General features: G+C 58.2%; 21 protein-coding genes and 1 pseudogene. 3 read left to right on the forward strand and 19 right to left on the reverse strand.

The features are described 5' to 3' along the window. Nucleotides 1-54: 54 nt before the first annotated feature. The 9 genes from AC1ROI_RS27370 to AC1ROI_RS27410 all read right to left on the reverse strand — a co-directional run bounded on the left by AC1ROI_RS27370 (nt 55) and on the right by AC1ROI_RS27410 (nt 7,103). A complete protein-coding gene (locus AC1ROI_RS27370; RefSeq protein WP_102594669.1) occupies nt 55-660 on the reverse strand; it encodes an START domain-containing protein in 606 nt (201 codons plus the stop codon). Between the two features lie 41 nt (nt 661-701). After that, nucleotides 702-956 (reverse strand): YkgJ family cysteine cluster protein, encoded by a 255-nt coding sequence (locus tag AC1ROI_RS27375; protein WP_010461764.1) that lies wholly within the window; start codon nt 954-956, stop codon nt 702-704. Between the two features lie 166 nt (nt 957-1,122). Continuing rightward, nucleotides 1,123-1,614, reverse strand: coding sequence for a translation initiation factor 2 (locus AC1ROI_RS27380; RefSeq protein ID WP_102594670.1), 492 nt, complete (start codon nt 1,612-1,614; stop codon nt 1,123-1,125). A gap of 89 nt (nt 1,615-1,703) precedes the next feature. Next, entirely contained in the window at nt 1,704-3,143 is a 1,440-nt protein-coding gene (locus tag AC1ROI_RS27385) for an aminotransferase-like domain-containing protein (RefSeq protein WP_010461766.1), read from the reverse strand. 201 nt (nt 3,144-3,344) lie between these two features. Next, on the reverse strand, nt 3,345-4,157 hold the full coding sequence (locus tag AC1ROI_RS27390; RefSeq protein WP_077747974.1) for an OmpA family protein: 813 nt from the start codon (nt 4,155-4,157) through the stop codon (nt 3,345-3,347). After that, complete coding sequence (locus tag AC1ROI_RS27395; protein ID WP_102594671.1) at nt 4,154-4,510, reverse strand: DUF4398 domain-containing protein; 357 nt, start codon at nt 4,508-4,510, stop codon at nt 4,154-4,156. Before AC1ROI_RS27395 ends, AC1ROI_RS27390 begins: the two co-directional genes overlap by 4 nt. Nucleotides 4,511-4,519: 9 nt before the next feature. Further along, entirely contained in the window at nt 4,520-5,344 is an 825-nt protein-coding gene (locus AC1ROI_RS27400) for a substrate-binding periplasmic protein (protein WP_010461772.1), read from the reverse strand. Nucleotides 5,345-5,423: 79 nt separating this feature from the next. Then, on the reverse strand, nt 5,424-6,353 hold the full coding sequence (locus AC1ROI_RS27405) for an electron transfer flavoprotein subunit alpha/FixB family protein (protein ID WP_010461774.1): 930 nt from the start codon (nt 6,351-6,353) through the stop codon (nt 5,424-5,426). Then, the gene (locus AC1ROI_RS27410; RefSeq protein WP_010461775.1) at nt 6,354-7,103 is read right to left on the reverse strand and encodes an electron transfer flavoprotein subunit beta/FixA family protein; all 750 of its coding nucleotides are present in this window, start codon (nt 7,101-7,103) and stop codon (nt 6,354-6,356) included. It abuts the gene before it with no gap. Between the two features lie 549 nt (nt 7,104-7,652). Here AC1ROI_RS27410 and AC1ROI_RS27415 point away from each other — a divergent pair. Then, a complete protein-coding gene (locus tag AC1ROI_RS27415; protein WP_102594672.1) occupies nt 7,653-9,317 on the forward strand; it encodes an electron transfer flavoprotein-ubiquinone oxidoreductase in 1,665 nt (554 codons plus the stop codon). Nucleotides 9,318-9,502: 185 nt separating this feature from the next. On the opposite strand, the gene AC1ROI_RS27420 is transcribed toward AC1ROI_RS27415, so the two are convergent. Further along, entirely contained in the window at nt 9,503-10,393 is an 891-nt protein-coding gene (locus AC1ROI_RS27420; protein ID WP_010461779.1) for an AraC family transcriptional regulator, read from the reverse strand. A gap of 190 nt (nt 10,394-10,583) precedes the next feature. Between AC1ROI_RS27420 and AC1ROI_RS27425 the strand changes: the two genes are divergently transcribed. Continuing rightward, nucleotides 10,584-11,636 carry an NAD(P)-dependent alcohol dehydrogenase gene (locus AC1ROI_RS27425; RefSeq protein WP_102594673.1) on the forward strand — a complete coding sequence of 351 codons (1,053 nt, stop codon included), beginning with the start codon at nt 10,584-10,586 and terminating at the stop codon, nt 11,634-11,636. Here AC1ROI_RS27425 and AC1ROI_RS27430 read toward each other — a convergent pair. The 5 genes from AC1ROI_RS27430 to AC1ROI_RS27450 all read right to left on the reverse strand — a co-directional run bounded on the left by AC1ROI_RS27430 (nt 11,633) and on the right by AC1ROI_RS27450 (nt 16,775). After that, a complete protein-coding gene (locus AC1ROI_RS27430; RefSeq protein WP_010461783.1) occupies nt 11,633-12,436 on the reverse strand; it encodes an IclR family transcriptional regulator in 804 nt (267 codons plus the stop codon). The two genes, AC1ROI_RS27425 and AC1ROI_RS27430, sit on opposite strands and share 4 nt — an antisense overlap. Nucleotides 12,437-12,496: 60 nt before the next feature. Then, complete coding sequence (locus AC1ROI_RS27435; RefSeq protein WP_010461785.1) at nt 12,497-13,807, reverse strand: MFS transporter; 1,311 nt, start codon at nt 13,805-13,807, stop codon at nt 12,497-12,499. A 141-nt stretch (nt 13,808-13,948) separates the two neighbouring features. Continuing rightward, nucleotides 13,949-15,097, reverse strand: coding sequence for a galactonate dehydratase (gene dgoD, locus AC1ROI_RS27440; protein ID WP_008152275.1), 1,149 nt, complete (start codon nt 15,095-15,097; stop codon nt 13,949-13,951). 45 nt (nt 15,098-15,142) lie between these two features. Further along, nucleotides 15,143-15,763, reverse strand: a complete 621-nt coding sequence (locus tag AC1ROI_RS27445) for a 2-dehydro-3-deoxy-6-phosphogalactonate aldolase (protein ID WP_077747979.1) — start codon at nt 15,761-15,763, stop codon at nt 15,143-15,145. Between the two features lie 13 nt (nt 15,764-15,776). Beyond that, entirely contained in the window at nt 15,777-16,775 is a 999-nt protein-coding gene (locus tag AC1ROI_RS27450; protein ID WP_102594674.1) for a 2-dehydro-3-deoxygalactonokinase, read from the reverse strand. A 181-nt stretch (nt 16,776-16,956) separates the two neighbouring features. On the opposite strand from AC1ROI_RS27450, the gene AC1ROI_RS27455 reads away from it, so the two are divergent. Beyond that, entirely contained in the window at nt 16,957-17,400 is a 444-nt protein-coding gene (locus AC1ROI_RS27455) for a hypothetical protein (RefSeq protein ID WP_077747981.1), read from the forward strand. A gap of 55 nt (nt 17,401-17,455) precedes the next feature. Here AC1ROI_RS27455 and AC1ROI_RS27460 read toward each other — a convergent pair whose 3' ends face one another. From AC1ROI_RS27460 to AC1ROI_RS27475, 4 genes and pseudogenes are all read right to left on the reverse strand, one after another. Beyond that, nucleotides 17,456-17,920 carry a hypothetical protein gene (locus AC1ROI_RS27460; RefSeq protein WP_172962152.1) on the reverse strand — a complete coding sequence of 155 codons (465 nt, stop codon included), beginning with the start codon at nt 17,918-17,920 and terminating at the stop codon, nt 17,456-17,458. A gap of 38 nt (nt 17,921-17,958) precedes the next feature. Further along, nucleotides 17,959-18,687: an alpha/beta hydrolase family protein gene (locus AC1ROI_RS27465; RefSeq protein WP_102594675.1), complete on the reverse strand. Its 729-nt coding sequence runs from the start codon at nt 18,685-18,687 to the stop codon at nt 17,959-17,961. Nucleotides 18,688-18,692: 5 nt separating this feature from the next. After that, nucleotides 18,693-18,878, reverse strand: a complete 186-nt coding sequence (locus AC1ROI_RS27470; RefSeq protein ID WP_102594676.1) for a hypothetical protein — start codon at nt 18,876-18,878, stop codon at nt 18,693-18,695. Between the two features lie 38 nt (nt 18,879-18,916). Beyond that, nucleotides 18,917-19,187 (reverse strand): annotated as a pseudogene (locus AC1ROI_RS27475) (PAAR domain-containing protein); the annotation flags it as partial. Nucleotides 19,188-19,346 lie beyond the last annotated feature (159 nt).

Here is a 19,346-nt window from a genome sequence, read left to right on the forward strand (position 1 = left end):
TGCCCAATAAAAAACGCCCCGAGAGGTCGGGGCGCTTCATGAAACAGCGTGCGATTACTTCTCGGCGCGCTCTTTCAGGGCCTTGAGCGTGTTGAATGGCGCATCGACCACGAACTTGTTGGCGACCATCGAGGGGATGCTGCCGCCTGGCTCGGTGTGCACCTGGTAGGTCACTTCGATCTGGTCACCCTTGGGGACGAACTTCCAGAAACCGTCGACCTTGGTGACTCGCACGAAGCCCTTTTCCTCAGGCACGTACTTCGGCACGCCTTCAAGCTTGCGGGTCAGGCTGCCGTCGGCGCCTTCGGTGGTGGTGATATGCAACACCGAATCACGCGGAGTCACCGGCCACGGGGTATTGAACTGGGTGTAGGTCCAGTTCTGATCACCTTCGTGCTTGAGCAGCTTCTGGGTCTTGCAGTCGTGAATCCAAGTGCAGGCGCCTGCCACGTCTTCCTGCAGCGCGCGCAATTTGGCCATGGTGGTCTTCATCAGGGTGACGCCCTGGTACGCTTTGTAATCGGAACCGGCCACTTCACTCAGGGACACCTTGATGCCGTCTTCATTCTTGGCGACTTTCCAGTCCTCGGCCTGTGCAGCCGTGGTGGCCAGCACCACCGTCAAACCACACAGCACAGCCATTCGATGCAGCGAACCCATAGTCTTATTCCTTATTGTTGAAGTTCCGTTCTCAGGACACATCATGCAGCCGTCATCTGCTCCCACCATCCCAGCAGCTTGATCGCTTCGTCACTGCTGCTTCCGCAGACTTCAACGTCGGCTTCAAACGCCGAACATACGGCAGGACGTTGTGGATCGCCGAAAATGCTGCACAGGTTATCGACAGACAGTTGGATGCAACGTTCGCCAGCGGCTTTGCCATTGGGCATGCCAGGAATCGGTGAACTGATGGAAGGGGCAATGCAACAGGCGCCACAGCCTTCACGGCATTTCATGACGACAAGCTCCTCGCGACGGGTGATGTGTTAATGGACGGGGCACAGAGTAACCGCTAAAACAGCTGTTTTAAATTACCTGGACCGGGGTTTTTACGCTCAAACGAACGTGACTGACCAGTCTCCGACAAAGCGTCTGGGTCGCGGGTCACGAATCAGTGCAGATTTACTGTTTGAACTCGAAATCCAGCGCTGCGCCTTCGACGTCCCGGCGCTCTTCATTGCGCAGTTGCAACTGCATTTCGTTGCTGAGCAGTCGGCCGTTGAGCTGAAATTGACTGTTCTTGTCACCGAACATCTCCGGCAACACGGAGTCGCGTCGTGGCATAGGGACCGTACCGACCGGTTTCAGCTCTTCGACCAAATCTTTAGGCAGGCTCAGGTCCAGATCGGCGGAAGGGAGTTGAGTCTTCGCCACTTCTCGGGCCGATTTAGACTTTGAAGCAATCGGCGGCCGCTTTTTCAGCACAGCCGGTTTCTTTTTGACTGGCGCGACGTTTTTTTTCACCGCAGTAGTTTTCTTCGCGGCAACCGGTTTTTTCGACGTTGTTACGCTGGCTGCCGGCTTTTCCTGAGTCGAAGCCGCCATGACGCCTTGGACATTAACGGTCAAGAGGAGGCAGATCGATAGGCAGGCGGCAGGAAAAATCGGTTTCATGGAACCAACGACGCTAACGGCAGAGGGCCATATGCTCGCCTGTTGTACGCAACATGACAAGCACGTGTACGAAACGACCGACGCGCTTGTCAGAAACCGCTGGTCGTCTCCTGGCACAGCTGAGTCGCCAACATTCCCAAGGTCATCAATGCGCGCTCGGCTTCACGGTTCCAGGGCGTTCCACAGTTCAAGCGGATGCAGTGATTGAACTGCTCGGTGTTACTGAAAATCAGCCCCGGCGCGATACTGATGCCCTGCTGCAACGCACGCACATGCAGTTCCTGAGTGTTGACCCGCCCCGGCAGACTGACCCACAGAATGAAACCGCCGGTGGGCCGGGTCATCTGCGTGCCTTCCGGGAAATACTGCTGCACGGCCAACTGGAAGGCGCTCAGGTTCTTGCGGTATTCCTGACGGATGTAGCGCAAGTGACGGTCGTAACCGCCATTCTCCAGGTACGCGGCGATGCCCATCTGCGTGACGCTGCACGCCGAATGCGTGCTGAACGTTTGCAAACGCTGAATCTCTTGCTGGTATTTGCCGGCAATCATCCAGCCAATCCGCACGCCCGGTGACAGGGTCTTGGAGAAGCTCGAGCAATAAATCACCCGATCCAGCCGATCGTAGGCCTTGAGCGATTTGGTCCGGCCTTGTTCGAACATCAACTCGCCGTAGATGTCGTCTTCAACGATCTGGATATCGAAATCCGAGGCCAGGCGCAGCAGTTGTTTCTGCCGCTCTTCGGGCATGGTACCGCCCAGCGGATTACTCAGACGCGTGGTCAGTACCAGCGCCTTGATCGACCACTGGTTGGCCGCCAATTGCAGGGCTTCGAGGCTCATGCCAGTCGCCGGGTCGCTGGGGATCTCGATGACTTTGAGACCCAGCAAGTCGGCCAGTTGCAGCAAACCGTAATAAGTCGGCGATTCGGCGGCGATCAGGTCGCCCGGCCGGGTCAGCACGCGAAGAGACATCTGCAATGCATCGACACAGCCGTGGGTGATCACCACTTCGGACGGATCGACCACCACGCCGGCATCACGCATGCGAATCGCCACCTGCCGGCGCAACGGTTCAAAACCGGGGCTGAACATGTAGCTGAAGGCACGCGGGCTATGGAAACGGGTGACTTTTGCCAATTGCTGGTGCAAGGCGCGGACCGGCAGATAATCGACGCTCGGCACCGCTGCGCCCAAGGGAAAAACACCCTCGCGGCGAGATTCGACCAGCACTTGCTGAATGATGCTGCTACGGGTGACCAGGCCGGGCCGCTCGACCCGGGCGATGTCCGGCGTGGGCGCCGTCAGGGCCGGCGTCTGGTGCACGTAGTAACCCGACTGCGGCCGGGCGCGGATCAGCCCTTGATCCTCGAGATTGGCGTAAGCCTGCAAAACAGTCGCATGGCTGACGTTGAGCTGCGAGCTCATCTTGCGCACCGAAGGCACGCGTTCCCCCGGTTGATAGACACCACGACGGATATCTTCGGCCAGTTGCTGAGCAATACGTTGGTAGAGCAAGAGATTGGTCATGACGCAGCACTCGATTTCACGGGCATTTTATTCTTGTGTGAAACAATACCGGAACAGTTTAGAAGTGTACTGGGACAGTTGCCACAATAGTCGACCGTACAGTGCAGTGTCAGCAAAAACTGTACTGTTTTGAGAGCCAATTGGCAGGCACAAAAAAACCCGGCGCTGTCAGGCAGGCCGGGTTTTCCAGTAACGCAGCCCTTAGCGGGCGGCGCCGAGCTGGCCTTTTTCGTCGGAGAACACAATTTCCACCCGACGGTTCTGTGCACGACCACGCTCGGAAGCATTCACGTCCACCGGGTATTCATCGCCGTAGCCTTCGACTTTGATACGTTTGTCGTCGATACCCAGGTCCATCAGCACGTTCGCCACCGATTGCGCACGGTCACGGGACAACTTGAGGTTGTCCTGCTTGCCGCCTGTGCTGTCGGTGTAGCCCTCGATACGGACCACGCGCTTGGGATTGAGCTGCAGGAACTGCACGATCTTCAGGACCACGCGGTTCGCCGAATTCTTCAACTCCGCTTCGCCGGTGTCGAACAGCACGTCGCCCAGGGTCATCACCAGGCCACGGTCGGTCTGGGTGGTTGCCAGGGCGACAATCTGTTCTTCGAGCCACTTGCCTTGCTGCTGCACGCTGAGCAATTTGGACTCGCGCAAGGCCAGTTGCAGGCGCTGACGTTCCAGTTCGAGCTTCGCCGCGCGCTCTTCGTTGAGCACCTGATTGGTGTGCTCACGGGCAATTTCGCTGTAGCGCTGGCTCAGGTAGGCGTAATGCACCACATCCGAGCCGCTGCCCCAGTAACTGGAAAGACGATCAGCACGGGCCAGGGATTCACCGGCACGAATCACGTCCTTGGGCGCGATTCGCAGCACGTTGGAGTCTTCCTTGACCTTCTGGAAGTCAGTCCCGGCCTGCTGCAATGCAGTTTCGCTGTGTTGGCCGGCGCAGCCGTAAAGGCTTGCACAACCTGCGAGGATCAATCCGCCGAGTGCTTTGGACTTGAGGCTCATTGGGCATCTCCCAGCTGCTTGCGCAGGCGAGTGATGCGGGTATTGAGCACATTCAACTGCTCCTCACTCTTGAGGGTCAGCACCTTGGCTTCAGCCAGACGCGCGTCCAGTTCAGCCTGCTCGGCCCGCATGCGCGCATGCCTGTAGGACTGATCCGTCATGTCGCCCTGGGCACGGGAAAACTTGTCTTCGGCCAATTTGAGTTCCGGCACGTCGGCGGCGATGGCGCCTACGGCTTTGGCTTGTTCAAGCGCCTGTTCGGTCAAGCGTATTTGTTCATTCGGCGCCGGATCGGCTGCACAACCCGCCAGAGCCAGAACGGCCAGGGCAGCGAAAAGAGGTCGAATACTCACTAAAAATCCCTACTGTTTTGGGGTACTGACGGGTTGCTGTTGCTGCGCTGTCCAACGCTCGATATTGCGTTGCAGCACGCTTTCCGTCAGTCCGGACGCGGGCAATTCTGTCATCTTTTTGGCCAGCTGTCCGCGCAACCACGGATCGTTGCAGGCGGAGTTATGGGAAACCGCGAGGAACAGGCCAGGTTTGTCGACCGGTTGGGGAAGAGCGATCAGGTCGTTGGCCATGCTCAGCGATTGCGCGGCGGCCATGCCCGAGTAGCGTCCGGCGAGGACAAACTCCACCTCGCCCAGCAGCAGTTTCTGAAAGGCCTGGGTCAGGTTCGGGGTACGCACGAGGGTCAATTGCTGGTCGGCGAAAGTGCCGAATGCCTGGGTCATTCGAGACTTTTCCGACACGGCACCCGGATGGCCGTGAAGGTCTTGCGCCTGGTTATAGACCAATGCCGAGTTTTTTCGGGTCCAGACCAGATAGTCGTTTTCCAGCAACGGCGGATGGATGTAATCCAGGGTGTCCAGCTCGCTGACGGTCAACGGCGCGTCGGCCAGCATGTCCATGCGTCCGCTGCGCACTTCGTCCAGGGCCTGGGCGCGCTTGCCGGCGTAAAGCAGTTCGACTTTGATGCCCAACTCCCCTGCCACGTGTTGCAACAGGTCTGCGCTGGCGCCGATCAGGTGCTTGGGGTTTTGCGGGTCTTGCCACAAGTACGGCGGCGCGTCCGGGCTTCCGGTCACCACCAGGCGTTCGCACTTGCCTGCCGCCACGGCTAGCGCCGGCAGCACCGTCAGCCCCAGCAGTAATGACCAGCCACCCACGCGACGCAAATCCATGGCAACACTCTCCACTCAAATCCGGAACAAAAAAAAGCCCGACCAAAAGGTCGGGCTCTTTATAAGTCAAGCGACTGGATTAGACCAGCTTCTCGAACTCGGGGATGGCTTCGAACAGGTCAGCCACCAGGCCATAATCGGCCACCTGGAAGATCGGCGCTTCTTCGTCCTTGTTGATCGCAACGATCACTTTGGAGTCTTTCATGCCGGCCAGGTGCTGGATCGCGCCGGAGATACCGACGGCGATGTACAGCTGTGGAGCAACGATCTTGCCGGTCTGACCGACCTGCATGTCGTTGGGTACAAAACCTGCGTCGACCGCGGCGCGGGAAGCACCCACGGCAGCGCCCAGCTTGTCGGCCAAGGCGTACAGGTGTTTGAAGTTGTCGCCATTCTGCATGCCGCGGCCGCCGGAAACGACGATCTTGGCAGCGGTCAGTTCTGGACGATCGGACTTGGCCAGTTCTTCGCCAACGAAGCTGGAAGTGCCAGCGTCGTGAGCAGCAGCAACCGCTTCAACCGACGCCGAACCACCTTCAGCAGCCACAGGGTCGAAACCGGTGGCACGCACGGTGATCACTTTCACTGCAGCGTTCGATTGAACGGTCGCGATGGCGTTACCGGCGTAGATCGGGCGCTTGAACGTGTCAGCGCTTTCGACCGAGATGATCTCGGAGATCTGGTCAACGTCCAGCTGAGCGGCAACGCGCGGCAGGATGTTTTTGCCGTTGGAAGTGGCGGCAGCCAGTATGTGGCTGTAACCAGCGCCCAGCTCGGCTACCAGCGGCGCGACGTTTTCCGGCAATTGATGAGCGTAGGCGGCGTTGTCGGCCACCAGCACTTTCGCCACGCCAGCGATTTTCGCAGCGGCCTCAGCCACGGCGCCAACGCCCTGGCCGGCAACCAGAACGTGGATGTCACCGCCGATTTTGGCAGCGGCAGCCACAGTATTCAGAGTGGCCGGTGCCACTACTTTGTTGTCGTGTTCAGCAATAACCAAGATAGTCATTTAGATTACCTTCGCTTCGTTTTTCAGTTTCTCGACCAGTTCAGCCACCGACTTGACCTTGATACCCGCGCTGCGTGCAGCTGGCGCTTCGACTTTCACGGTCTTGTTGGTGGAGGCGGTGGAAACGCCCAAAGCGTCCGGAGTCAGCACTTCGAGAGGCTTCTTCTTGGCTTTCATGATGTTCGGCAGGGACGCGTAGCGCGGCTCGTTCAAACGCAGGTCGGTGGTGACGATGGCCGGCAGTTTCAGGGAAACCGTCTGCGCGCCGCCGTCGATTTCGCGGGTCACGGCAACGGTGTCGCCGGACACTTCGACTTTCGAAGCGAAGGTGCCCTGACCGTAGCCGCTCAATGCAGCGAGCATCTGGCCAGTCTGGTTGTTGTCGCTGTCGATGGCTTGTTTGCCAAGGATCACCAGCTGAGGCTGTTCCTTGTCGACAACAGCCTTGAGCAGCTTGGCAACGGCCAGGGAAGTCAGATCTTCAGCGGATTCGACGAGGATGGCGCGGTCAGCACCCAGAGCCAGCGCTGTGCGCAGTTGCTCTTGAGCGGTGGTCGGGCCGATGGAGACGACGACGATTTCAGTCGCAACGCCTTTCTCTTTCAGGCGCACGGCTTCTTCCACTGCGATTTCGCAGAACGGGTTCATCGACATCTTGACGTTGGCGAGGTCGACGCCGGAATTGTCCGCCTTGACGCGAACCTTGACGTTGTAATCCACAACGCGTTTGACAGCTACAAGAACCTTCATGGATTCCTCGTTACTCTCCGGTGAAAAGAAAGTCGCCTAGGCGAACCTGGCGGTTTGATGCTCATCGGCGCAAGGGCACCTCTAAAAACGCTGGCAGGTGTATCGAGTGAACCTTGCTCACGAGGCGTGATGACCGTTCGTCAGTGGTGACCGACGAGTCATTCATTATCGCGGCGTGTAAACTGCGCACCAAAACTGCGCTGCGCATCACCCTTTACTGCCATCGCCCTGTCTTTAGAGGTGCTCTTGAACCCAACAGTCAGCCTACGGCGAGCGCAAAACCGACCGTATCTTGACCGGAACGCCTATTCCGGTCAATACGGCAAAATAGCCGTTCATAAGCCGCGTGACTTTGATTTCTCTGGCTTTGAGCCAATTCAAACAAACGTTTGTATTGGACGCTAGGAGTGGTGTAGATATAATGCGCCACCCAGAGAGAAAGGTGGTCATACGATTGTCCTGTTCCGCGCATTGCGCAGGAATTCATGGATGCGACACCAAACCTCCAATTAGAAAAAAAACTGTTGAGCCTTGAGTAGGAGATAACCTGTGGAACGCGAATACATGGAATTCGACGTGGTCATCGTCGGTGCCGGCCCCGCGGGTCTTTCCGCCGCCTGCCGCTTGAAGCAGAAGGCTGCTGAAGCCGGTAAGGAAATCAGCGTCTGCGTGGTCGAAAAAGGCTCCGAAGTCGGCGCACACATCCTGTCCGGCGCGATCTTCGAACCCCGCGCCCTGAACGAATTGTTCCCGGACTGGAAGGAGCTCGGCGCCCCGCTGAACACACCAGTGACCCGCGATGACATCTTCGTTCTGAAAAACGCCGACAGCGCGCAAAAAATTCCTGACTTCTTTGTGCCCAAGACCATGCACAACGATGGCAACTACATCATCTCCCTGGGCAACCTGTGCCGCTGGCTGGCCCAGCAGGCCGAGAACCTGGGCGTAGAAATCTACCCAGGCTTCGCCGCTCAGGAAGCGCTGTTCGACGAGAACGGCGTGGTTCGCGGGATCATCACCGGTGATCTGGGCGTTGACCGCGAAGGTCATCCGAAAGAAGGCCTGTACACCCCAGGCATGGAACTGCGCGGCAAGTACACGCTGTTCGCCGAAGGTTGCCGTGGCCACATCGGCAAGCAGCTGATCAAGCGCTTCAACCTCGACAGCGAAGCCGACGCCCAGCATTACGGCATCGGCCTGAAAGAAATCTGGGAAGTCGATCCGGCCAAGCATCAGCCAGGCCTGGTGGTCCACACCGCCGGTTGGCCGATGGACATCATGGGCACCGAGAACACCGGTGGCTCATTCCTCTACCACCTGGAAAACAACCAGGTGGTCGTCGGTCTGATCGTCGATCTCTCCTACAGCAACACTTACCTGTCGCCGTTCGACGAGTTCCAGCGCCTCAAGCATCACCCGGTGCTCAAGCAGTACCTGGAAGGCGGCAAGCGCATCAGCTACGGCGCTCGTGCCATCTGCAAAGGTGGCCTGAACTCGCTGCCGAAGATGGTATTCAAGGGCGGCGCACTGATCGGTTGCGACCTGGGCACCCTGAACTTCGCCAAGATCAAAGGCAGCCACACCGCCATGAAATCGGGCATGCTCGCCGCTGAGTCCGTGGCCGAGGCGCTGTTCGCTGAAAAAGACGGCACCGAAGAGTTGACCACTTACGTCGACGCCTTCAAGAAGAGCTGGCTCTACGACGAACTGTTCGCCAGCCGCAACTTCGGCCCGGCGATCCACAAGTTCGGCGCCATCGTCGGCGGTGGTTTCAACTGGCTGGACCAGAACATCTTCGGCGGCAAACTGCCGTTCACCTTGCACGACACCAAGCCTGATTACGCTTGCCTGAAGCTGGCGGCCGACTGCAAGAAGATCGACTACCCGAAACCGGACGGCAAGATCAGCTTCGACAAACTCAGCTCGGTGTTCATCTCCGGTACCAACCACGAAGAAGAGCAGCCGTGCCACCTGAAGCTGACCGATCCGAGCATTCCGATCGCCAAGAACCTGCCGCTGTACGATGAGCCTGCCCAGCGCTACTGCCCGGCCGGCGTGTACGAAGTGGTGACCAAGGAAGACGGCGAGAAGCGCTTCCAGATCAACGCCCAGAACTGCGTTCACTGCAAGACCTGCGACATCAAGGACCCTGCACAGAACATCACGTGGGTGGCGCCGGAAGGTGCTGGCGGCCCGACTTACCCGAACATGTAAGCCTAACGCCTGAACATCAAGGCTCCCGGAATGGGGGCCTTTTTGTTGCCCGCCATTTACCCCACACCATAATCCCCCTGTAGGAGTGAGCCTGCTCGCGATTGCGTTGTGTCATTCAGAATAAATGTCGACTGACCCACCGCAATCGCGAGCAGGCTCACTCCTACAGAGGAACCGTTACCCACTCAGGCAGCGCGCTCATCCCCCGGATTACGCTCAAAGTAGCGCTTGTACTCACGACTGAACTGCGACGTGCTTTGATACCCGACCCGATGCGCCACCTGCGCCACGCCCAAACCCTCGGCGAGCAACAACTGCTGCGCCTTGAGCAAGCGCAAGCGCTTCAAATACTGCACCGGCGACAACAACGTGCTGCGCTTGAAATGCTCATGGAAGGTCGACGCGCTCATGTTCGCGCAACTGGCCAGGGTTTCCACATTCAACGGCTCGGTGAAATGTCCGTGCAGATGGTTGAGCGAGGCTGCAATCCGGGCGAACTGCCCTTGCTGCTCCACCAGCGCACGCAACACATCGGCTTGCGGACCGCGCAACGCGACGAACAACAATTCCCGCAACCGCGCCGGCCCCATGACCTGGCATTCCAGCGGATCGTGCAGGCAACGCAACAGCCGCTCCACGCAACCACGCATCGCATCGTCGAGCACCGCCGACGTCATGGACTCCAGTGTTTGCGCAGGAACCGTGCGCCCCGGCACCAGGCCCATGGCCAACACCAACTCACCGAGCAACACTCGGTCGATGGCGATGGACACCCCGAGCATCGGCCCATCCGGCGCCGAAAACGTTTCGCACTCAAACGGCACCGGCAATGCCTGAATCAGGTAGTGCCCGGCGCCGTACTCCAACGTGCGCGGCCCCAAATACGCCAGTTTGCTGCCTTGGGCGATGATCACCAGGCTCGGCTCGTAGATCTGCGGACCACGGGCCACATCGCGACTGGCCCGTAAAACCTGGACGCCCGGCAACGCCGTAGGAGCGAAACCATCGCGAGTGGTCAGGGGCTCGATCAGCGAAACCAGCGTGGCATTCGCATCAAGATGACGGGTTAACAACATGAGAAATCTTCACAAAAAAGTCGCGGAAAAAGGTATGAAAGCATCATCGCAGGTCTGATCGCCCATTTGATCAAACGAACGCTGATGCCGGAGGAATAGGCATGACACCCGGAGGAATCGCCATGGCCCGTGGCAGGCACGGCGCCCAAAATGCGCCGCCTCACTTGTCATTGCTTTTGCGAGGTTCACCATGTACACCGCCATCGGATACGCCGCCCAGTCGGCTACCACTCCCCTCGCCCCCGTGAAATTCGAACGCCGCAGCCCAAGGGCCGACGATGTGGCAATCGATATTCTCTACTGCGGCGTCTGCCATTCCGACATCCATCAGGCCCGCAACGAGTGGGGCATTGCCGTTTACCCGTTGATGCCCGGCCACGAGATCGTAGGCAAAGTGACAGCGATAGGTGCGAACGTCACCCAACATAAAGTCGGCGATCTGGTCGGTGTCGGTTGCATGGTCGATTCTTGCCGCAGCTGCGAAGCCTGCCGGTCCAACCTTGAGCAATACTGCCTCGAAGGTCCGACCATGACCTACGCCACCCCGGACCGGGTCGATGGCAGCAACACCATGGGCGGCTACTCCGACAGCATCGTGGTCAGCGAGCATTTCGTTGTGCGCATCCCCGAGAAACTCGACCTGGCCAGTGCCGCGCCGATCCTCTGTGCCGGCATCACCACTTACTCGCCGCTAAAGCACTACGGCGTGAAGGCCGGCGACAAGGTCGGGATTCTCGGCATGGGCGGCCTCGGCCACATGGGCATCAAGTTCGCCAAGGCGATGGGCGCGGAAGTCACGCTGTTCACCCGCTCGCCGAGCAAGGCTGAAGAAGGTCGTCGTCAAGGGGCGGACCACGTGATCGTGTCCACCGATGCCGAACAGATGAAGGCCGCCGCAGGACATTTCGACTTCCTGCTGGACACCATTCCGGTGCAGCACGACCTCAATCCCTACCTCGATACGCTTCGTTTCGACGGCGTGCACATTATGGTGGGGTTGATCGAACCGGTCGATCCACCGGTCCACGCCGGCAAACTGGTGATGAGCCGTCGCGTGTTGGCCGGCTCGCTGATCGGCGGCATTGCCGAAACCCAGGAAGTGCTGGATTTCTGCGCCGAGCACAACATCACCTGCGACATCGAAATGCTCGACATCCGCCAGATCAACGAGGCTTACGCCCGCATGATCGCCGGTGACGTGAAGTACCGCTTCGTCATCGACATGGCGACGTTGAAGGTCTAAACCTTCGCGCCGAGTTCTGCCGAGAGCCGGGCCGTGACCCCTTTGATCAGGGGAATCAGCTCGGCCATTTTTTCCAGCGGCATGTACGGCACGGTGCTGGCGATGCTGATGGCGGCGACGATGCGTTTACTGGCATCACGGATCGGCGCCGCCACACAGCGAATCGACGGTTCGTTATCTTCCAGATCGAAGGCATAACCGCCGGCCACGTATTCGACCATGCGCTGCTGAAACTGCTCCCAGGACTGCTCCGGGTGCAGCGGCCAGAACAGATTTTTCCCACCCGCCGGCAGGCTGACTTCGTACAGCCGTTGCCATTCTTCCTGCGAGTCATCCAGCATCAAGGCCTTGCCGATCCCGGTGCGCGCCAACGGCATGCGATGGCCGACCCGCGAGCGCATTTCCGGGCCATTGCGCCCCGGATTCTTGTGCAGATACAGCACCTCGTCGCCTTCACGAATCGCCAGGTGAATGGTGTCGCCGGTCAACGCCGACAACTCGTCCAGATATGGCCCGGCCAGGGTGACCAGCGGCAACTCTTCACGCGCCTGGAAACCCAGCTCGATCAGCTTCGGCCCCAGCAGGTAACCGACTTGCGGCACCACGCGCAGGTAACGCTCGTCCACCAGGCAACTGGCCAGACGATGGGTGGTGCTGCGCGTCGTACCGATCAACCGGGCGATTTCCTTGAGATCGCGGGCGCCGCTGGCCACGGCCTGAACCACACCCAGGCCACGAAGCAGTGTCTGAGTGCCGGTCGGCGCGGCGTCCTTGGCGATTTTTGGGGCGTCTTCCTGCATATCCAGCCTTTACCGTTGAGCGAGTGAACGGGCGGCATTATGGTCGCCCGATGGCTGCCACTACAACTTGATACGCTCGACCTTGCCGACCAGCAGGATGTAGGAAAGCGCGCCAATCAATGCAAGAACCGAGATGTAGGTGATCGCCGGGGCGAACGAATCACCGGTTGCCAGGAAACCGATGACAATCGGCGTGGTAATCGCCGACAGGTTGCCGATGAAGTTGAACACCCCGCCGGTCAATCCGAGCAACCGCGCCGGAGCGAGCGTTGATACCAGCGACCAGGTGATCGAAGCCAGCCCGTTACCGAAGAACGCTAACGCGAGGAAGGCAATCACCAGCGGTGTCGATTCAACAAAGTTGGCGCCGATGATCGAGGTGGAAATCAGCAAGCCGCCAATGATCGGCAACTTGCGCGCGAAGCCCACGGTGTAGCCGCGACGGATCAGGAAGTCGGAGAAGAACCCGGAACACAGCACGCCGATAAAGGCGGCGAGAAACGGCAGCGACGCCAACAGGCCGGACTTGATGAAGTCCATGCCACGGTATTTCACCAGGTAGGTCGGGAACCACGTCAGAAAAAACCACAGCGTCGAGTTGAGGCAGAACTGACCGAGGTAGATGCCCCACAACTTGCGTTTGGTCAGAACGATGCCGAGGTCGGTCCAGCTGAATTTCGCCTTGACCTTGGCTTGCTCGGCCTGGATATCCACCAGCCCGCCACCTTCGCGGATCAGCTCGATTTCGGCGTCGTTGGCACCTTTGAAGTCCCGTGGCTCGCGATACACCGCGTACCAGATCACCGCCCAGAGAATACCGACCGCACCGGTGCTGACAAACACCATGTGCCAGCCAAACTCATGCTGCAGCCAGGCGAGTACCGGCGTCAGGAACGCCAATCCCACGAACTGTCCGGAGGTATAGAAACCGATGGCCGTGGCGCGTTCGCGTTCGGGGAACCAGGTGGTCACCACCCGACTGTTGATCGGATAAGCAGGCGCTTCCAGGGCACCGACTGCCATGCGCAACACGAACAGTGCGATGAAGCTGGCGGCGAAGCCGAGCATGACGGTGGCGATTGACCATAGCAGCAACGCAACGCTGTAAAGGATGCGCGGCGGCACCCGATCCACCAGCCATCCGCCGGGGATTTGCATAGCGGCGTAAGTCCAGCCGAAGGCCGAGAAAATCAGCCCGACGTGGATCGGGTCGATGCCCAGTTCGCTGGTCAGCGCGGGGGCGGCGATAGACAGGTTGCTGCGGTCGAGGTAGTTGATGACCACGGTGATGAACAGCAGCACCATGATGAAAAACCGCTTGCGGCTGGGCGCCACCAACGACGCCTGCCCGGTAAGGGTTTGCGGTTGCATGGGGAATGCCTCTTCTTATGTTTATTGAGGTCGTGATTGTTCCCACGCTCGCGTGGGAATACAGCCAGGGACGCAGAGCGCCCGGTGAGGCATTCCCACGCAGAGCGTGGGAACGATCACCATGGTGGAGTCAGGAGGAACTCACCACTCAGCAAAACTGCCATCGGCATGGCGCCAGATCGGGTTGCGCCAGCGGTGGCCGACAGCGGCGCGTTCGATCACGTATTCCTCGTTGATCTCAATGCCCAGGCCCGGGCCGTTCGGGATCTTCACGAAGCCTTTGTCGTAATCGAACACCCGCGGATCTTTCACGTAATCGAGCAGGTCATTGCTCTCGTTGTAATGGATGCCCAGGCTCTGCTCCTGGATGAACGCGTTGTAGCAAACCGCATCCAGTTGCAGGCACGCCGCCAGGGCAATCGGACCCAACGGGCAATGCAGCGCCAGCGCCACGTCGTAGGCTTCAGCCATGTTGGCGATCTTGCGGGTTTCGGTGATGCCACCGGCGTGGGACGCATCCGGCTGGATGATGTCGACGTAACCTTCGCTGAGCACACGCTTGAAATCCCAGCGCGAAAACAAGCGCTCGCCGAGGGCAATCGGGGTGCTGGTCAGCGGCGCCAGTTCCTTCAGCGCTTCGTAGTTTTCGCTGAGCACCGGCTCTTCGATGAACATCAGTTTGTACGGGTCGAGTTCCTTCATCAGCACCTTGGCCATGGGCTTGTGCACCCGGCCATGGAAGTCCACACCGATGCCGACGTTAGGGCCCACCGCGTCACGCACAGCGGCAACGTTGGCCAGGGCGAGGTCGACTTTCTCGAAGGAGTCGAGGAATTGCAGCTCCTCGGTGCCGTTCATTTTCACCGCCGTGAAACCACGCTCGACCGCTTCTTTCGCCGCGCGCGCGGTGTCCGCCGGACGGTCGCCACCGATCCACGAATACACGCGAATCTTGTCCCGCACCTGACCGCCCAGCAAATCGCTGACCGACACCCCCAAGGCCTTGCCCTTGATATCCCACAACGCCTGATCGATACCGGCCAGCGCGCTCATGTGAATCGCGCCGCCGCGGTAGAAGCCGCCGCGGTAGAGCACGGTCCAGATGTCTTCGATGTTGCGTGGGTCTTTGCCGATCAGGTAGTCGGACAATTCTTCAACGGCAGCGGCGACGGTATGTGCGCGGCCTTCGACCACGGGCTCGCCCCAGCCGGTCACGCCTTCGTCGGTTTCGACCTTGAGGAAGCACCAGCGCGGCGGAACGATGAAGGTGGTGAGTTTGGTGATTTTCATCTGTTGTCTCTCTTATAGATGTAGCGCGCTCGGCGCCAGAAAGTCTTAACGCAGAGCGTTCCATGCAGCGACATAGGCCTTGGCGTTTACCGCCACGTCCTCAGGCGTCATGCCCGGTTTGAACAACCCGGAACCCAATCCGAAACCTTTCACACCGGCGTCGATAAACACCTGCATGTTGTCCGGCGTGATCCCGCCAACCGGCGCCAGAATGGTTCCGGCCGGCAGCACCGCGAGCCAGGCTTTGACGACTGCCGGCCCCATCTGCTCGGCCGGGAACATCTTCAGCACGTCCGCCCCTTCGGCCAATGCGGCGAAGGCTTCGGTCGGCGTAGCAACGCCCGGCGACAGGTACAACCCTGCCGCTTTTGCTGCCCGCAACACTTTGGCATCACTGTGCGGCATGACGATCACCTGACCGCCCGCCGCTTTCACTTGCTCGACCTGTTCCGGTGTCAGCACCGTACCCGCGCCGATCAGGCAATCGGCGGGCAAAGTACTGCGCAGGATGCGGATACTGTCGTAGGGCTCAGGGGAATTGAGCGGCACTTCGATGACGCGAAATCCGGCGGCATAAAGGACTTCGCCAATGGCGGCCGCTTCTTGCGGGCGCAGGCCGCGCAGGATCGCGATCAGACCGTTTTGCGCCAGTGCTTGCTTGAGCATGTCAGACCTCCAGTCAGGTTGAACGGGATGGGTGTGCGGCGATCAGTCCGGCGGCGACCGCCAATTGCCACAACCCGCGTTCGGTGGCTTGTTCGGCCAGGGTCACGCGGGCAAAACCACAGGCGTCGAGGGCCCGGCTGTAGCGGGCACACAGTTGGGAGTTGCCAATGAGGATGATTGAAGGCAGGTGAACGCTGTTGCGTCGGCGTCGCTGAACGTTGGCCAGCGCCGACAGTTCGTGGCCGATCAGCAGGCCGGACAAGTAATCCGGTTGGGCAGTGGCGCAGAGCTCACCGGTCAGCCCGAGGCTGCGGGCGCTGAACAGCGTCGACAACGGACCGATCTCGCCTTCCGCCGACAGCGCCACTTGCACACCGCGATCAAACGCCTGGCCATCAAACGACGCGCCCTTTTGCTGGGTACGCCCGAGAATGCTGTGCTCACTGAGCACGGCGAAGATCTCGCCGGTCATGAAGGTGTCGAAATGCACGATGCAGCCGTCGGCCACTTCCACCCATTTCGAATGACTGCCTGGCAGGCCGATCAACAGGTCAGCGCCCTGCTCGAGCGGCAGATTCTGCAGGACACCCAGCACCTGGGTTTCTTCGCCGCGCATCACGTTCGGCAAGCGCGAACGCTGAATCACGCCCGGCACGATGTGCACATCAACACCGCGAAGACTGCGAAGGGTTTGTAGGGAATTTCCGAGATTGGCGACGTTCGCCGGTGTATCGCAGTAGGCCGCTTCGCGCCAGCCTTGGGCGCTGCCGACCATGCCACAGGCAATCACCGGCAAATCCGGCTGCGCGTCGAGCCAGTCACCGCACGCCTCGTCGAAGGCCAGTTCAAAACCGTCGGCGCATGCCTGACCGTTGATGATTCGCGGTGTCCGGGGCAGCTGCATGATCCCGGACGACAGCGAACGCTGTTCCAGCACCTGGCCACCCTCGGCGAGTTTGTAAGCACGTAATGAGGTCGTCCCCCAATCGAGCGCGATCAATTGCGCCAGCATCGCTTCACCTGTTTTGTTTATTGGCAGTGAGTGAGCTGGACTATAAACCCTGACGCGGAGAAATCTCAATATATAAATATCACTCCCATATTATGGGATTTACAAGTGTGACAGGATTTTCTTCGCCAACGCCTTAAAATGCCCGGCCATCGGAACGGCACCCAGCCCTCAAGGAAGAAAAATGAAGATTGCTTTAAAGGCGCTGCTGTTCTGCAGTGCTCTCTGGTCCACCGCAGCATTCAGCGCATCGAAAGAATTGAAGGTGGGCGATATCTGGGCCTACAAAAACCGGCCGGGCGAGGATGGATCGACACTGACGATCCTGAAAATCGAAAATTATCCAAAATTGGGCAAGGTTATTCACATCAGGGTCGATGGCTTTCAGATGATCAATCCGGTGACAGGTAGCGAGTTCAATGAAATGCCACACCTACCCTTCCAGGCAAAAGCCTTGGAACGCAGCATCACCCACCGGGTGGGGGAAACTGCAGAGATTACGGATTTCAGTCAGGGTTATATGGCATGGCGAACGGCCTTTGATGAGAGGAAGGCCGGGGCTTTCAAGATTACTGTTCGACAAGTCCTCGACGGATTGATCAAGAGTAATTGGGAAGCCAGTGACTGAGTTATTGAGAGGCTGTTTATCCCGGCAAAACATCCTCGAATCGCATGGATTCGTTTTACTGGTGAGCAATAGCCTTCAACAGCTCTGCGGTCGGCACGTGCATGACTTGGGAGAAGTACGTATTGTATGTAGTAGTATGAACTCGATAAACACACGAAATAAAATCACGCTTCTTCAATAGCGGAATAAGGGCCTCTCCTTCCAAATAATTCTCTCCTCCTTTTCCGCTTTCCGACTCACTAAAAATGACATTCGCTCGATAGAGCGATGGTGCAGACTCACTCAATTTTTCCACCAAACCAAAACCGGAACGCTTTATATGGTGCGCTTCGCTAAAATCAAGATCACCCTCTAAAGAACAGACTAACCCCTCACCTATTCGCGACTTAAATAACCCAATAAGCTCCACATCGGAATTGAAAAAAACCTGGTAAATTCCAGTATTACGAAGTTCGTTTACACTGGAATACTCAAGTGTTGCGACAGGTCTTCCGTGATTGAGAGAACACGATGCACTCATCAAGATTGCTAAAAACAAAAAAACTTATGCATCCAGAATCACTCCCTGAAGTAGCTCAAAATCGATTCATTGAATATTTGGCGGGCAGACTTGCCTCCTGGCAATGTCTGCACAAACATTCTGTCTGCATCAGCATGGTTAACATCCACCCGCCCCATCACATTGGGTCCTTGTGTTACTTCCCACTGCTCACCAAAGTCCGCGACCAGATCCGACGCATTCCAGTCTACCGCTGCTGCCCGAATATTCACCCAATAGTCAGCCTTGGGGATCGGCTCTCGTCTATAGATACTTGAGATGCCGTAAACAATTTTCCCTTCACCCACGGGGTCCAGTGTAATCAGCATTTTTACTTTGAAGCCTTTGTCTGTCAGTACACTGGAAAGGTGGGCACCATTCCAGCCGCCGAGACTGTGACCAACGATGTAAATCGCGGAGGAGCAATTAGGTATTCTACTCAACACATTGCGCTCAAGATCATCATCACTAATAAAAGCATTATAACTGAGCGCCCATGTAGGACAGCGCTTCAAAATCTCTAGTTGTTTTGCGTCGCCAACAGCAATTCGACGCACATAATCAATATTATTAGGCCCTGTGCCGTAGTAACTTTCCTGATCGCCCGCACCACCAATAAAAAATACAACCAAGTCTCGCAAGGTGACAGGCACCTGCTTAACAGTCTGATCAGTCTTACAGGTCAATGTATGTATTTTTACTTCTCTTTTAGGTAACGCTTGTTTCACCGCCGCAGTTTCACCCGCCATGCCAATCACTCCACAAACAATTTAATGGTCTCGGCCAAATGGGAACTGACTGTGTGAGTAAACCCGGACGCATCCGTCACGCCATGCTCTTCGCTGCCGTCACCACGTTGAATGGTATAGGGGTGATAAGGAATCGGCCCATCGGTCGCGTCATTCACCACTTGTAATCTGTCGGTAAAATGCACCGGCATCGGAAGCAACCCACTAAAAGCTGCTCAGCCTCCGCTTTGCCCGATGATAACGGTCCCGGAACCGCCGATAACTACGTTGCCGTGCCCGCCCGTGCTATCGAGGGTTGCGGCGTTGAGACCATTGATGAATACCGTCCCCGAAACAGCGCCGGTAATCGGGCTGCCACAGGCAGATTTGTCCGTCATGCGAGCAGCTGCCAGACCATCGAAGAAAACATCTGGTGATCCAGAAACAATCGGATTGGTGCCATGTCCGGGTAACGGGCACGAAGTAGGGTCTGTAACGCGCGCAGCAGGTTTTCCACTCAAGTTAAAGCTCCTTGCTTTTGAGTTTTATAGCGATGGTGGCAATCATCAGGGCGCAAAGGAAATGCACCACCATCGTTCAACCAACCGGACAGTCGATGGCGAACATGACGAGTGTCGAGTGATGAAGACGTCATAGACATTGCAGGTGTCATCCGTGAG

The sequence above is a fragment of the Pseudomonas sp. GW823-FHT02C02 genome (genome assembly GCF_058797635.1).

Coding starts and splice junctions, on each gene's coding strand:
- AC1ROI_RS27420 (WP_010461779.1), bottom strand. CDS start 10,393: ATGTTGTTAACCCGTCATCTTGATGCGAATGCCACGCTGGTTTCGCTG.
- AC1ROI_RS27435 (WP_010461785.1), bottom strand. CDS start 13,807: ATGCAACCGCAAACCCTTACCGGGCAGGCGTCGTTGGTGGCGCCCAGC.
- AC1ROI_RS27380 (WP_102594670.1), bottom strand. CDS start 1,614: ATGAAACCGATTTTTCCTGCCGCCTGCCTATCGATCTGCCTCCTCTTG.
- dgoD (WP_008152275.1), bottom strand. CDS start 15,097: ATGAAAATCACCAAACTCACCACCTTCATCGTTCCGCCGCGCTGGTGC.
- AC1ROI_RS27445 (WP_077747979.1), bottom strand. CDS start 15,763: ATGCTCAAGCAAGCACTGGCGCAAAACGGTCTGATCGCGATCCTGCGC.
- AC1ROI_RS27375 (WP_010461764.1), bottom strand. CDS start 956: ATGAAATGCCGTGAAGGCTGTGGCGCCTGTTGCATTGCCCCTTCCATC.
- AC1ROI_RS27450 (WP_102594674.1), bottom strand. CDS start 16,775: ATGCTGGCGCAATTGATCGCGCTCGATTGGGGGACGACCTCATTACGT.
- AC1ROI_RS27410 (WP_010461775.1), bottom strand. CDS start 7,103: ATGAAGGTTCTTGTAGCTGTCAAACGCGTTGTGGATTACAACGTCAAG.
- AC1ROI_RS27405 (WP_010461774.1), bottom strand. CDS start 6,353: ATGACTATCTTGGTTATTGCTGAACACGACAACAAAGTAGTGGCACCG.
- AC1ROI_RS27390 (WP_077747974.1), bottom strand. CDS start 4,157: ATGAGCCTCAAGTCCAAAGCACTCGGCGGATTGATCCTCGCAGGTTGT.
- AC1ROI_RS27385 (WP_010461766.1), bottom strand. CDS start 3,143: ATGACCAATCTCTTGCTCTACCAACGTATTGCTCAGCAACTGGCCGAA.
- AC1ROI_RS27465 (WP_102594675.1), bottom strand. CDS start 18,687: ATGGCGGGTGAAACTGCGGCGGTGAAACAAGCGTTACCTAAAAGAGAA.
- AC1ROI_RS27425 (WP_102594673.1), top strand. CDS start 10,584: ATGTACACCGCCATCGGATACGCCGCCCAGTCGGCTACCACTCCCCTC.
- AC1ROI_RS27370 (WP_102594669.1), bottom strand. CDS start 660: ATGGGTTCGCTGCATCGAATGGCTGTGCTGTGTGGTTTGACGGTGGTG.
- AC1ROI_RS27460 (WP_172962152.1), bottom strand. CDS start 17,920: ATGAGTGCATCGTGTTCTCTCAATCACGGAAGACCTGTCGCAACACTT.
- AC1ROI_RS27400 (WP_010461772.1), bottom strand. CDS start 5,344: ATGGATTTGCGTCGCGTGGGTGGCTGGTCATTACTGCTGGGGCTGACG.
- AC1ROI_RS27430 (WP_010461783.1), bottom strand. CDS start 12,436: ATGCAGGAAGACGCCCCAAAAATCGCCAAGGACGCCGCGCCGACCGGC.
- AC1ROI_RS27470 (WP_102594676.1), bottom strand. CDS start 18,878: ATGCCGGTGCATTTTACCGACAGATTACAAGTGGTGAATGACGCGACC.
- AC1ROI_RS27455 (WP_077747981.1), top strand. CDS start 16,957: ATGAAGATTGCTTTAAAGGCGCTGCTGTTCTGCAGTGCTCTCTGGTCC.